13 protein-coding genes are annotated in these 13,079 nt (G+C 66.5%); 5 read left to right on the top strand and 8 right to left on the bottom strand.

What is annotated here, in order from left to right:
- Positions 1–131: 131 nt before the first annotated feature.
- The 4 genes from pncB to LZD57_RS04775 all read right to left on the bottom strand — a co-directional run bounded on the left by pncB (position 132) and on the right by LZD57_RS04775 (position 4,625).
- Positions 132–1,436 (bottom strand): nicotinate phosphoribosyltransferase, encoded by a 1,305-nt coding sequence (pncB, locus tag LZD57_RS04760; protein WP_233718618.1) that lies wholly within the window; start codon positions 1,434–1,436, stop codon positions 132–134.
- A 264-nt stretch (positions 1,437–1,700) separates the two neighbouring features.
- Entirely contained in the window at positions 1,701–1,910 is a 210-nt protein-coding gene (locus tag LZD57_RS04765; RefSeq protein WP_233718001.1) for a hypothetical protein, read from the bottom strand.
- A gap of 134 nt (positions 1,911–2,044) precedes the next feature.
- On the bottom strand, positions 2,045–3,256 hold the full coding sequence (locus LZD57_RS04770) for a DUF1501 domain-containing protein (RefSeq protein WP_233718002.1): 1,212 nt from the start codon (positions 3,254–3,256) through the stop codon (positions 2,045–2,047).
- A gap of 4 nt (positions 3,257–3,260) precedes the next feature.
- Positions 3,261–4,625, bottom strand: a complete 1,365-nt coding sequence (locus tag LZD57_RS04775; RefSeq protein ID WP_233718003.1) for a DUF1800 domain-containing protein — start codon at positions 4,623–4,625, stop codon at positions 3,261–3,263.
- Between the two features lie 374 nt (positions 4,626–4,999).
- Here LZD57_RS04775 and mgtE point away from each other — a divergent pair, with 374 nt between their 5' ends.
- Positions 5,000–6,409 (top strand): magnesium transporter, encoded by a 1,410-nt coding sequence (gene mgtE, locus LZD57_RS04780; protein WP_233718011.1) that lies wholly within the window; start codon positions 5,000–5,002, stop codon positions 6,407–6,409.
- 30 nt (positions 6,410–6,439) lie between these two features.
- Here the strand turns inward: mgtE and LZD57_RS04785 are convergent, their stop codons facing one another.
- A complete protein-coding gene (locus LZD57_RS04785) occupies positions 6,440–6,730 on the bottom strand; it encodes a type II toxin-antitoxin system RelE/ParE family toxin (RefSeq protein ID WP_233718013.1) in 291 nt (96 codons plus the stop codon).
- Complete coding sequence (locus tag LZD57_RS04790; RefSeq protein WP_233718015.1) at positions 6,730–7,008, bottom strand: ribbon-helix-helix domain-containing protein; 279 nt, start codon at positions 7,006–7,008, stop codon at positions 6,730–6,732. Before LZD57_RS04790 ends, LZD57_RS04785 begins: the two co-directional genes overlap by 1 nt.
- A gap of 191 nt (positions 7,009–7,199) precedes the next feature.
- Between LZD57_RS04790 and LZD57_RS04795 the strand changes: the two genes are divergently transcribed.
- A complete protein-coding gene (locus tag LZD57_RS04795) occupies positions 7,200–7,601 on the top strand; it encodes a MerR family transcriptional regulator (RefSeq protein ID WP_233718016.1) in 402 nt (133 codons plus the stop codon).
- Between the two features lie 36 nt (positions 7,602–7,637).
- Here LZD57_RS04795 and LZD57_RS04800 read toward each other — a convergent pair whose 3' ends face one another.
- A complete protein-coding gene (locus LZD57_RS04800; protein ID WP_233718018.1) occupies positions 7,638–8,609 on the bottom strand; it encodes a heparan-alpha-glucosaminide N-acetyltransferase in 972 nt (323 codons plus the stop codon).
- 161 nt (positions 8,610–8,770) lie between these two features.
- Here LZD57_RS04800 and LZD57_RS04805 point away from each other — a divergent pair, with 161 nt between their 5' ends.
- From LZD57_RS04805 to LZD57_RS04815, 3 genes are read left to right on the top strand one after another with little or no spacing between them, the layout of a single operon-like run.
- Positions 8,771–9,601 carry an aldo/keto reductase gene (locus LZD57_RS04805; RefSeq protein ID WP_233718027.1) on the top strand — a complete coding sequence of 277 codons (831 nt, stop codon included), beginning with the start codon at positions 8,771–8,773 and terminating at the stop codon, positions 9,599–9,601.
- A complete protein-coding gene (locus tag LZD57_RS04810) occupies positions 9,601–11,016 on the top strand; it encodes a mechanosensitive ion channel family protein (protein WP_233718032.1) in 1,416 nt (471 codons plus the stop codon). The genes LZD57_RS04805 and LZD57_RS04810 overlap by 1 nt, the downstream gene beginning before the upstream one ends.
- Before the next feature lie 55 nt (positions 11,017–11,071).
- On the top strand, positions 11,072–11,974 hold the full coding sequence (locus LZD57_RS04815; protein WP_233718034.1) for a YdcF family protein: 903 nt from the start codon (positions 11,072–11,074) through the stop codon (positions 11,972–11,974).
- Here the strand turns inward: LZD57_RS04815 and LZD57_RS04820 are convergent.
- Complete coding sequence (locus LZD57_RS04820) at positions 11,928–12,611, bottom strand: DUF599 domain-containing protein (RefSeq protein ID WP_233718036.1); 684 nt, start codon at positions 12,609–12,611, stop codon at positions 11,928–11,930. The genes LZD57_RS04815 and LZD57_RS04820 overlap by 47 nt on opposite strands.
- Positions 12,612–13,079: the final 468 nt, after the last annotated feature.

The following is a 13,079-nucleotide window of genomic DNA, read 5'->3' on the forward strand; positions in this document are numbered from 1 at the left end:
ACTGGAGCGATCGAGGGATTCTGCGCCGGTGTCGCGATCGGACGGCGGCGGCGCCGGCGGTTCGGCGACGGACCCGCCTGCCGGCGCGGAAAGCGAGGCGGCGCGCGACGAGGAAGACTGCGGCCTGCCGGTCACACCGCCAGGGCGCGGGCCTCGTAGGGCGTTTCGCCGAAGATGCGCTTGTAGCGCTCGACGGCTTCGGGCTCGCCGGTGGCCTTGGCGGGATTGTCGGAGAGCTTGACCGCCGGGCGGCCGTTGACCGAGGCGACCTTGCAGACCAGCGAGATCGGATCGAGGCCGCCCATCGGCTCGGGCGCGACGCCGCGGAAGTCGTTGGTCAGGTTGGTGCCCCAGCCGAAGCTCGTGCGCACGCGCCCGTCGAAATGGCGATAGGTCCGCTCGATCGTGTCGGAATCCATGCCGTCGGAAAACACCAGCAGCTTCTCGCGCGGGTTCTCGCCCATCATCCGCCACCAGGCGATGATCTCCTCGCCGCCCTGGATCGGCGGCGCGGAATCCGGCCGAAAGCCGGTCCAGCGCGCGAGCCAGGCCGGCGCCTTGGCGAGGAACGAACCGGTGCCGAAGGTGTCGGGCAGGACGATCAGCAGGTTGCCGCCGTAGTAGCTCTGCCACTCGGCGAGCACCTCGTAGGGCGCCTCCCGCAGGTCTTCGTCGGTCTCGGCGAGAGCCGCCAGGACCATCGGCAGTTCGTGGGCGTTCGTGCCGATCGCCTCGAGATCGGCCTCCATGGCGAGGAGGACGTTGGACGAGCCGATGAAGCGATCGCCGAGCCCTTCCTTCAGGGCTTCGACGCACCAGCGCTGCCACAGGAAGGAATGGCGCCGCCGCGTTCCGAAATCGGAGATCTTCAGCTTCGGCAGGGCCTGCAGGCGCTCGACCTTCTCCCACATCTTGGCTTTGGCGCGGGCATAGAGGACGTCGAGTTCGAAGCGCTTGAACTCCTTCATCACGGCGCGCGAGCGCAGCTCGTTGATGATCGCCAGCGCCGGGATTTCCCACATCATGGTGTGGGTCCAGGGGCCGTGGAAGTCGAGTTCGAACTGGCCGTCGACGCGCCGCAACTCGTATTCCGGCAGCCGGAAATCCGCCAGCCATTCGAGGAAATCCGGACGGAAGATCTGCTTGGTGCCGTAGAAGGTGTTGCCGGCGAGCCAGATCATCTCGCGTTTGGAGAAGGTCAGTTCGCGGGCATGATCGAGCTGATCGCGGAGTTCCGCCTCGTCGATGATGTCGGCGAGCCTCACGTCCCGCGACCGGTTGATCAGCGAGAAGGTGACGTCGACGTCCGGGTGCAAGCCGCGAACCATCTGCAGCATCAGGAGCTTGTAGAAGTCGGTATCGAGCAGGCTGCGCAGGATCGGGTCGAGCTTGAACGTGTGGTTCCAGACCCGGGTGGCGATATCCGTCGCGACCATTCCGTTCATCGATCCATCTCGCTCAACTCGTGCGGCAAGCGGGCGACCCTCGCGACATTGCGGCCGGGCGCCGTCGTCTGCTTCATGCGGGGCGAGACGCCGCCGCGTCAAGCGATGCCGTCTTGTCCGGGCGGTGGCCGCTCTACCGCACAGGCCGCCAAGACCGTCGGCCGGAGCGTCCGGGACGATCGGCCGACGTCGTCACCACCGGCGGCAAGACGCGCCCTGGCCTGGAAAGAAAGGCGCTTTCCACAAGGGTTCCGGTCAGCCCTTGCGGCCGTCGATGCGGTTGACGACGCGCTTCAGCGACGTCATCGACTGGGTGACGTTGCGGCAATCGTGCTGGGCTTCGGCGAGGGCCTCGGCACTGACCGGCTGGCCGTTTTCGAGATCGGCCAGGAACTCGCAGATCTCGCTGACGCGAGTGCCGATCGAATCGATCGCGCCCTCGAGGTCCTTCGACGTGACGCTCATCTTCACCTGCCCCTCTGACCCCCGCAGGCATCCCGCCGTGCGAGCGACACCCCTGCCGCTCGCCCATCAATATCCCATGGCCGGGGTGGTGAAAAGAACCTGCGAGAGAGCGACGTCGCCGAAGGTTGGAGGCGCTATGCCACCAGCCCGGCCATCGGCCGGACGCCGATGCTGTCTGGGAAGATTTCGCGCGCGAGGGTCTTTTCCGAGAGACCGAGATGGTCCTTGAGGACGCCCTTCAGCACGGCGCGCAGGTCGGTGGTCGGCTTGAGGTCGCGGCCTTCGTGGAGATCTGCCTCGCGCAATCCCGGCCAGTCCGCGACGACGCGGCCGCCTCTCACCGCACCGCCGAGGAGGAATGCGGTCGTGCCGGTGCCGTGATCGGTGCCGCCGCCGCCGTTGCCCCAGGCGGTCCGGCCGAATTCCGTGACGACGGCGACCACCGTGTCCTTCCAGGCCGGGCCGAGACCGCGCGCCAGATCGTCGAGGGCGAGATCGAGCGCGGTGAGATTTCGCGCCAGGCGGCCGTGATCGGCGCCTTCCTGAACGTGGGTGTCCCAGCCTTCGTAGCTGATCGCGGCGAGGCGCGGGCCGTCTTCCTGGGCGAGCAGCTTTGCCGCTCCGTTGGCCATGATGCGAAACGAGCGGGCCGGTCCTTTCTCGATGTCGAAGGGCGTACCCGCCATCATCCCGTCGGTCACCAGTCCTTCCGTCAGGAGCTTGGCGAGTTCGTGATCCGTCTCGCCATAGAGTGAAGCGAGGCGCATCGCGGTATCCTCGCGGGCAGGCCGGAAGTTCTGCGGAGACCATGTCAGCGTGCCAGCCGGCCCCGCGAGGATGAGGGGGATCGTCGGGCCGATCGCGAGACCGGACTGTGTCCTGACCCGCTCGCCGGCGGGCAGTGCGGTGGCGACCCGGTTCAGCCAGCCGCTCTGGGTCCCCGAAGGGCCGTCGAGGCCGCTTTCGAGAACGTTCTGCCCGTCGAAATGCGATCGGTCGCGGTAAGGCGTCGCGGCAGCATGGACCACGAGCGCCTGGCGCCGGGCAAAATACGCGTCGAACTTCGGCATCGCATCGTTGAGAGCGAAGAAGCCGTCGTTCAGCGGAAGCACCTCCCTGCCGCCCTCACCGAGAGCGAGCGCGCCTCGCAACGATCGATAGTTCGGATCGCCGATCGGGGCGACCGCCGCTAGCCCATCGAGCGCGCCGCGCAGGATCACCACCACGAAACGTGGATCTCGGGCGCCGGCAAAGCCGACCTTGGGCATGGTCGCCCAAGCGGCGAAGACGCCGGATCCGACGAGAAACCTTCGACGCGACAGGGCGGGATAATTGCAGCGTTCCATCACGCTATCTCCGCTGGAATTCGGGGCTCATCACGAGCAGCGCATAGGCCTGGCCGGGAGTCTCCGCCCGTTGGATCGCCTCCCGGGTCGAGGCGGAAAGGAGATTGCCCAGAACCGCATCCGCCAGCGCCTGCGTATCGACCGGGCGCTTGCGCGCGGCAAGAAACTGCGCGACGTCGAGCCGATTGGTCATCGCATCGGCAGCGAGCCAGTAGCGCGAATCGCCGGGATAGCCAGCGGGAGAATTCGGTTGCCAGAACATCTGCCCGAGCATCGCCAGGGCCCGCCGGGCTTCGTTCGGCCGAAGCGGAACATCGAGGGCGCGAACCGAGGCAATCACGAATTCCTGAGGGCTGCGGAGCTTGGACCGCGGTGCCTCCCAGCTCTCCGGCGAGGTGACGAGCGCCTTGGTCACGGCGAAGAGATCGCCGTCGGTTCTCAGATAGACGTCGGCAAGCCGGGCGACGAGGTCGGCCGGAGGTTCGTCGGCGACGAAAGCTTGCACGAGTTTGCGGGAGAGATGTCGGGCCGTCGCCGGATGGCGGGCGAGATCGGAGATGATCGCCGCAGCCTGTTCCTCGCCCTTTTGCCCGTAGTTCGTGCCGAGGACCGTGACGGGGCCGGGCTCGTGCATTCCCGGTCTGAACACGAACGTTCCCACCTCTTCGGGGCGTTTGATGTTCAGTCCCATCGTCCAGCCCGACAAGGCGTTCGCCAAGGCTCTGACATCGGCCTGATCATATCCGCCGTCGACCCCGAGCGTGTGGAGCTCCAGCAGCTCGCGGCCGAAATTCTCGTTGAGCCCGCGGTCCTTGCGGATCGTCGCCGCCCGGCTGTGAACGCCCACCGACAGCCAGTTGTCGAGATAGGTCAGCATGGCCGGATGCCGGGCGACGGCAAGCAGCATGGTCTCGAAGCGACCGAGAACATGAGGCCTTATGGCCTCGCGCTCATACGCGCCGATGGTCGCGCGGGTGTAGAAGGACTTGTCGACCTCGATGGCGAAATGGTTCGACCAGAAATCGACGAGGCGCTCGAAAAAGCCGATCGGAGCGGTGAATTGGCGGTCGAGTTTGGCTGCGAGATCGGCCTCGTACGCGACGATGTGGGGCGGCTTTCCGCCGTCCGGCTCCGATTTCATGCCGGGCCCCGGCCGTTCGTTCGTTTCGGCCATCGACATGGAGCGGACCTTGGCGGAAGGTTCGACATCCGCGGATTTTTCCGCTCTGGTCAGCGCCACCTGGCGAGCCTGATAGGTCCGGAAGTCCAGCAGGATCTCGGGTGTCGTCCGCAGCCCGCCGTCGGCGAGCGGGATCTTCGATTGGGCCATCGCCTCGTCGAGGAGTGCCGCTGCCGGATCGCCTCCCAAGGATGCGCCGTCCTGCGAACGCAGTCCAAGCCCGAAACGGCATGCTGCAAAGGCGGCAGAACTTTTCGTCATGGCGCACTGTCTTGGTCTTTGCCGCACCGGCAAGGCGATCGGCTGCCGCCCTTCGACGATCCTGCGCACGGCCCTGATCGTAACGGCGGCTTATCCGCGCCCAATGCGTCTGAACGAAGGCGCGCGAAGCCGAAATGCCCCGACTTCCACGATTTGTTGCACGGGGCGTGCGTCCGGGTGAGATGCGCCCGGACCGCTCGCGAAATCCGGCCCGACCCCATTTCTGTTTGCCTGCGCTTGCGTTAGACGCGGAGTGAGGCGCGCGCCGCGCCACCGATTCCAAACTTCGACGGGAGGGCAACATGGCTGACGCGCAGCATGTCTCGGACGCGCCTTCTCCCGAACCGAGAAGCGGCATCTACGATGCGGACGGCTATCTCGCCGAGGACTTCCTCGACCGGGTCAAGCAGGCGATCGAGGCCGAGGACGCGGCCTATCTGCGCGAGACCGTCGGGCCGCTGCACGAGTCCGAACTCGGCGACGTCCTGCGCAATCTCGGCCATGACGAGCGCCAGGCGCTCGTCCGCCTCATGGGCGAAGAGTTCGACTATACCGCGCTGACCGAGGTCGACGAGGCGATCCGCCTGTCGATCGTCGACGCGATGCCGAACGAGCAGGTCGCGGAAGCCCTGCGCGAACTCGATTCCGACGATGCCGTCTACATTCTGGAGGACCTCGAGGAAGAAGACCGCAAGGAGATCCTCGCCAAGCTGCCGTTCCGCGAGCGGCTGCGGCTTCGGCGGTCGCTGGAATATCCGGAGGAATCGGCCGGCCGGCGCATGCAGACGGAGTTCGTCGCCGTGCCGCCCTATTGGACCGTCGGCCAGACCATCGACTACATGCGCGACGAGGAGGACCTGCCGGAATCCTTCGCCCAGATCTTCGTCGTCGACCCGACCTTCAAGCTTCTGGGCGCGGTCGATCTCGACCGCATCCTGCGCACCCGCCGCCCGGCCAAGATCGAAGAGATCATGCACGAGACGCGGCACGCCATCCCGGCCGAGACCGACCAGGAAGAGGCGGCGCAGATCATCGAGCAGTACGATCTCCTGTCGGCCGCCGTCGTCGACGAGAACGAGCGGCTGGTCGGCGTGCTCACCATCGACGACGTCATCGACATCGTCCAGCAGGAGGCCGAGGAGGACATCCGCCGCATGGGCGGCGTCGGCGACGAGGAGATCTCCGATACCGTCGTCACGGCGGCGCGCTCGCGCTTCCTCTGGCTGTTGATCAATCTGGCGACGGCGGTCCTCGCCTCGCTGGTCATCGGCATCTTCGACGCGACCATCCAGCAGATGGTGGCGCTCGCCATCCTGATGCCGATCGTCGCCTCGATGGGCGGCAATGCCGGCACCCAGACGATGACCGTCACGGTGCGGGCGCTCGCCTCCCGCGATCTCGACATCTACAATGCCGGTCGCATCGTCAGGAGAGAGGTGCTGATCGGCCTTCTCAACGGCGTCGTCTTCGCCGTCGTCATCGGCATCGTCGCCTCGCTCTGGTTCGAGGACGTCGCCCTCGGCCAGGTGATCGCCATCGCCATGGTCGTCAACATGCTGGCGGCGGCGCTGGCCGGCATCCTGATTCCGCTGCTGCTCGATCATTTCGGCGCCGATCCGGCGATCTCCTCGGGCACCTTCGTGACGACGGTGACCGACGTCGTCGGCTTCTTCGCCTTTCTCGGCCTGGCAGCATGGTGGTTCGCGCGGTGAAGGAGCGGTGATCGTTGCATGGCCGTCCGGTCAGTCGATCAGGTCCTGCCAGCGCCGGGCGCCATGCAGGACGCGGATGATCTCGGCGTCGTCGTCGCCGCTTTCCCGGTAGAGAATGAGATAGTTGCCCACCGGAAAAGTCCGCAGGTCCGGCCGGATTTCCGGCCTCGCGACCCCCGCGCGCGGCATCCGACCGAGATTGCGGCAATGCTTCAGGATGTCGTCCTGCCAGCGCAAGGCGGCCTTCGGGCTATGACCGGCGATGTAGAGTGCGATCTCGGTGATGTCCGTCTCGGCCCGCGGCGTGAGACGAAACGCCATCAGTCGTCGCCGCTTGCGAGGCGTCCGTCGACCCTTCGCCGAATCCGGGCGAAAGCGGCTTCGCCATCGGTCGGTAGTCCGCTCGCCAGCCCTTCGTCCCAGAGCCGGCCGAGCTCCTGACGGGCCTGATGTCGGTCGGTCCGGCGAATTTGCCAGTCGCGCAGAGCCTCGCTCATCACCTCGTCCTGCGAGGCGTATTCGCCCGAGGCGACGGCCGTGCGCAGGGCGGCTGCCAGTTCCGCCGAGACGGAGATGCTGAGTTTTTCCTCTTGCGCCATGACATGCCTTCTCCGACTGCCTACACGATGGGAACATCGGAGAGGATATACAATGGACGGGGACGTTTGGAGTAAATATCGCCGCTGCCGCTGATGGGATGGTTGGGGAAGGCGGTCGCTCGATGCGGATTTGACTTTTACGTAAGTCGTGGCGCAAGCATGGCCGGGGCACGTCTGCAGCCGGGGAACCCATGCGGGAACACTACACGATCACTGAACTCACGCGCGAGTTCGGCATCTCGACGCGGACGATCCGCTTCTACGAGGACGAAGGTCTCATCCATCCGATCCGGCGCGGCCGCACCCGGCTGTTCCGGCCGTCGGACCGCCAGCTCCTGAAGAACATCCTGCGCGGCAAGCGGCTGGGCTTTGCGATCTCGGAAATCCGCGAGATCGTGCAGATGTATCGCGAGCCGCCCGGCGAGGCCGGGCAGCTGCGCGCCATCCTGCGCAAGGTCGCCGACCGGCGGGGCGAACTCGAACAGAAGCGCCGCGACATCGACGACATGCTCGGCGAATTGGAAGCGGCGGAGGAGGCCTGCCTCACCCGCATGGCCGAACTCGGCGTCGGCCAGACCGTGCGCTCGGGCTGATCCCGGCCCGCGACTGCTCCCTCCTCGGCTCGCCCGTCACTCGCCTGCGGGCCGCGCGGCGTCGAAGCTGCAGGAGGTGGTGATCTCCCGGATGCGGGTCATCTCGCCCGGGCCGGCGTCGTTCTCCATCAGCATGTCGAACAGGTCCTCTTCCTTCAGCCGCCGCTCGGCGCAGCCGCAATAGCGTTCGCAGAAGGCGGCGTCCTGGCTGGCGAGGCAGGCCTTGTTGCAGTCGGCGCGGAAGATCGCCTCGCGATCGGCCGGCGCGACGAAGGAAAACAGCGCGACGAGGCCGAAGAGCAGCGGCTGGTGCAACAGATAGACGATCAGCGCGTGGCGGCCGGCGAAGGCGAGAGGCGACAGCCGCTTCAGCCGGTCGTTCCAGCCGCGCATCACGGCGAGGACGTCTCTGTCGACGGCGATGCGCCCGGCCGCGATGCCGATCAGCACCGCCCCGAAGAACGGGAAGATCGGCACCAGATCGTTCGACAGCGGCATCGTATCCGAAAACCAGCCGATCCAGGCGAGCCAGCGGCTGTCGAAGCCGGGCAGGCTGACGAAGCTCGGCGCCGCGACGACGAGAATGCCGGCAAGCGCCGTCAGAAAGGCCGGCAGCCGCAGGAAGGCGAGACCGATGAGGCTCGCCAGCGCGATGTGGTGCAGGATGCCGAAGAAGACGAAGCTGTTCGGCGTGGCGAAGAGCGTCGCGATCGTGACGGCGAGGGCGCCCGCGACGATCTGTCCGAGCCGGATTGCGTATTTCCGCCAGCGGATCCGCTCGCCATGGGCGAGCACTAGGGAGAAGCCGACGAGGAAGAGGAAGCTTGAGGCGATGCAGCGGGCGAAGATCCGCCACCCGCCATGGGCCGTCAGACCCTCCTGGACGTAGGAGAAATGCTCGAGATCCCAGGTGAAATGGTAGATCGCCATCGCGACGATGGCGACGGCCCGGGCGAGATCGACGATCTCGATCCGGCCGCTCAAGGGCGGTTTGACGCTGTCTGACACGGACGACCCCTTTGACGTCCGGCAGGCTCTACAGGGTTCGTCGGCGGCGCGAAAGCCGGACGCCTCGCCGCGGGCGATGGAACACGGGCGGCACCGCCTAATTTCCTCTTTTTGAACAGCGCCGAACCGATGGCGCCCGCAGACCGCTCGAAAGGGAACCCATGAAAGTCATCGAAGCCGGCCCGGCGAAAATCCCGGCCATCGGTCTCGGCACCTATACGCTCGAGGGCGACACCTGCATCGACATGGTGCAGCGGGCCATCGAGGCGGGTTACCGCCACATCGACACCGCCAGGATGTACGGCAACGAGCGCGAGGTGGGGGAAGGGATCCGCAGGAGCGGCATCGCGCGGGACGAGGTGTTCGTCACCACCAAGATCTGGTGGACCGACCTCGGCGAAACGGCGCTGGCCACGGCCGCGCGCGATTCGATCGAGACCATCGGCATCGGCGCCGTCGACCTCCTCCTCATCCACTGGCCGAACCCGGACGTCGCCCTCGAAGAATCGATCGACGCTCTCTGCGCGACGGTCGACGACGGGCTGACGAAGCACGTCGGCGTCGCCAACTTCACCTCGACCCTCCTCGACGAAGCGGCGACGATGGCGTCCCGCCCGCTGGTCTGCAACCAGGTCGAATACCATCCCTTCCTCTCGCAGGAGCAGGTCCGCGCCGCCTGCCGCCGCCACGACATGGCGATGGTCGCCTATTCGCCGATCGGCCGCGGCGGCGAGGTCCTCAGCCATCCGGTGATCCGCAGCGCCGCCGAGCGCCACGGCAAGTCGCCGGCGCAGATCATCCTGAGATGGGAGATCGAGCAGGACGGCGTCGGCGCCATCCCGCGGACCTCCAGGCCGGAACGGCTCGCCGAGAATCTCGAGATCTTCGACTTCGAACTCTATGACGACGAGCGGGCCGCGATCACCGCCCTGACGAAGCGCGACGAACGGCTGGTCGATCCGTCCTTCGCGCCGAACTGGGACCGCGCGTGATGGACTCGGCGCTGCTGGGGCGCATCGAGACCCAAGTTTCCGGCTGGGTTCATTCGGCGCTGCAGTTCTTCTATCAGCCGTCGACCCTGGCGCAGATCGCGGCGATCGCGATCTGTGCGCTTCTCGCCTTCGGCCTCGACCGTCTCACGCGAGGCGCGATCGAGGCGCAGGCGCGCAAGATCCGCGCCGCGCCGAGCCTTCTCAGGATCATCGTGGCGCTGCGCCGGCGCATGAAGCTGGTCTACTTCGTCTTCGGCCTCTGGCTCCTGACCCTCGCCGACAGCGCCGCCGGCGGCCCGCGATCCTCGCTGATTTCGGTCGTCTTCAACCTGGCTCTGGCCTATCTGGTGATCTCGGTCGGCTCGCGGGTCGTCCGCAACCGCCTCGCCGCCCGGATCATCACCATCACCGCCTGGATCGTCGCGGCCCTGTCGATCCTCGATCTGACGGAGCCGGTCTCCCGTGCCCTCGACGCGACGGGTGTCTCGATCGGCGAAGCGCGCATCTCCGCACTTCTGGTGATCAAGGCCGTGATCGTGCTGGCGATCACCCTGTGGTTCGCCTCGATCGTCGGCAACTTCCTCGACACCCGCGTCAAGCGCAGCGAGGAGCTGACGCCGGCGCTGCGGGTCTTGATCGGCAAGCTGCTGAAGGTCGGGCTGATCCTGATCGCCTGCGTCGTCGCGCTGGCGGCGGTCGGCGTCGATCTCACGGCGCTGACGGTGCTCTCCGGCGCGCTCGGCGTCGGGCTCGGCTTCGGCCTGCAGAAGGTCGTGTCGAACTTCATCTCGGGAATCATCATCCTGACCGACCGGTCGATCAAACCGGGCGACACCATCTCGCTCGGCGATACCTTCGGCTGGATCCGTGAACTGCGCGCCCGCTTCGTCTCGGTGATCACCCGCGACGGCAAGGAATATCTGATCCCGAACGAGGACTTCATCACCAATCAGGTGATCAACTGGTCGTTCTCCAACGAACTCGTGCGAATCGACGTCACCTTCGGCGTCTCCTACGATTCGGATCCGCACACGGTGATCCGCATCGCCAAGGAGGCGACGGGTTCGGTCGGCCGTGTCGTCTCGGACCGGCCGGTGGTCTGCTGGATGACCGGCTTCGGCGATTCCTCCCTCGACTTCGTGCTGCGCTTCTGGATCCGCGATCCCCAGGCGGGTCTCACCAACGTCAGGGGCGAGGTGCTGCTGGCGCTTTGGGACGCCTTCAAGGAAAACGGCATCAACATCCCGTTCCCGCACCGCGAGATCCTGATGAAGACGCCGGTGACGCTGGCCGGCGAAGGGCCTGCGACTCCGGCGCCGGAGGAAAGCGTCGAAGCGACGGCGGCGAGGCGGCAGGGCGCCGACGGGGCGGAAAGCGAGCAAGGGGAGGGCGGATCGCCGGCCGCGGCCAAGTAGCAACAGCGTCGGGCAAAGCCCTTGCCGGCGGCTGTGCGCCGGCCGCGAGAGGGCTATGGTCCGCGCCATCTGCCCCCGTTGGACCGTCCCGGAGTATCAGGCCCTGTTCTTCTACGTCGCCAAACTCGGCTGGTTCGTCGTTCAGCCGCTCGTCGCCATTCTCCTCCTGGCGGCGCTCGGCCTCGTTCTCGCGTGGCTGGGCCGGCGCCGGTTCGGACCATCCCTCGTCGTGCTTGCGCTCGTCCTCCTCGCCGTCGTCAGCCTCAGCCCGCTGGGCCTGGTGATGACCGCGGCGCTGGAAGACCGGTTTCCGCGGCCCGAACTGCCGGAGAGGGTCGCCGGCATCGTCGTCCTCGGCGGTGCCTTCGACACCCGGATCGCGCGGACGCGCGGCAATACGGAGTTCAACGACGCGGCCGACCGGGTCACCGAGGCGCTGATTCTCGCGCGCCGCTACCCTGAGGCCAAGGTGATCTTTTCCGGCGGCGACGCCTCGATCCTCGCCGAGGACGTTCCCGAGACGCTGTCGGCAAGGGACTTCTTTCTCGGCGCCGGCCTTTCGCCCAACCGGCTGATCCTCGACGGCAAGGCCCGCGACACCTTCGAGAATGCCGTTTACGCCAAGGAGTTGGCCGCGCCGAAGCCGGGCGAGACCTGGCTTCTGATCACCTCGGCCTTCCACATGCCGCGGGCCGTCGGCTGTTTCCGCCAGGCGGGTTTTCCGGTGCTGCCCTATCCAGTCGACTATCGCACGCCGGCGGGGACCGAGGTGCTGCGCCCGTCCACCGCCTCGATCCGCAACGTCGAAAAGGTGCATTTCGCCATTCGCGAATATCTCGGCCTCCTGGCCTATCGGCTGCAGGGGCGAACCGACGCGCTTTTCCCGGCACCGAGGGCCGGTGACGGAGCGCCTATTCCCGAAGCATCCGGATCGCCGGCGAGCGGAACTGCCGGTTGACGAGGATCGCGACGACGAAGGCGGTCGAGGCGATCAGCACGATCGGGCCGATCAGCCAGCCGAGATAGGCGACGGCGAAGAAGATCGCCCTCAGGCCCGCATTGAAATGCCGGCCGGCGATCTGGTTGATCAGAATCGTCCGCTCGACGGCGCGCTCGGCGCCGGCGGGATCTGCCGCTGCGTCCTCGCGCATCGGCACCGCGCCGATCAGGATCGAACAATAGTTGAACAGCCGGTAGGACCAGCCGAACTTGAAGAAGGCGTAGCAGAAGATCACCACCAGGCCGAACAGCTTCAGTTCGACCAGTGCCTTGTCGAGGCCGCCGGAAAACGGCAGGTCGGCGGCGATCGCCGAGATCCGCTCGGCCGAGCCCAGAAGGGCGAAGCAGCCGCCGATGGCGAAGATGCAGGCCGAGGCGAAGAAGGCCGTGCCCTGCTGCAGCCCGGCCATGATCGCCGTGTCGATCATCCTGAGGTCGCGGGTCAGCATCGCCCGCATCCACACCGCCCGCTGGACGTTCATCGCGCCCGAAAGCCCGATGCCGCGGCGTGCATATCCGTCGAGCACGAGATTGTAGACGAGCCAGCTCCCGAGGAAGACGGAGACGGCGATGCTGTCGGCTGGGGAGAGGATCATGTCGATCGGACACCGTAGCGAGATCGAAACCACGTCGGCAGGGAACAGGCCTTCTTCATTCCCCGTTAGGCGCCGGCATGCAAGCTCGAGGTCAAGTCCGGCGCAAGGCTGCCATGCAAGATCGGATGGGAAAATTAGGTGCGGGGCCCGCTTGTGGACGCCCGTATTAAGCGATAATTAACGCGCGGGTCACCCGATCGGGGGAAATGATCGGTGACTCGGGATTCTGGGGTTCAGGACAGCTTCTGATCATGGATGACAGCGTGCGAAAGTCGTGCTGGGGCGTTACCGTTTGGACGGTCGCGATCTTCTCGGCACTGATGGTGCTGGGTTTTCTCTGTTCCAGCGCCGAGACGGTGGCGATAGCCGCCAACTAGCCGAGCGGATCGGCAATCGATCGCGACGTGCGGACTCCGCCGGATCGACGATCGAATCCGAACGGTTCGCCGGCAATGCCGCCCTCGCCGG

This window comes from Jiella avicenniae (assembly GCF_021390325.1).
In the GTDB taxonomy this organism is placed as follows: domain Bacteria; phylum Pseudomonadota; class Alphaproteobacteria; order Rhizobiales; family Rhizobiaceae; genus Jiella; species Jiella avicenniae.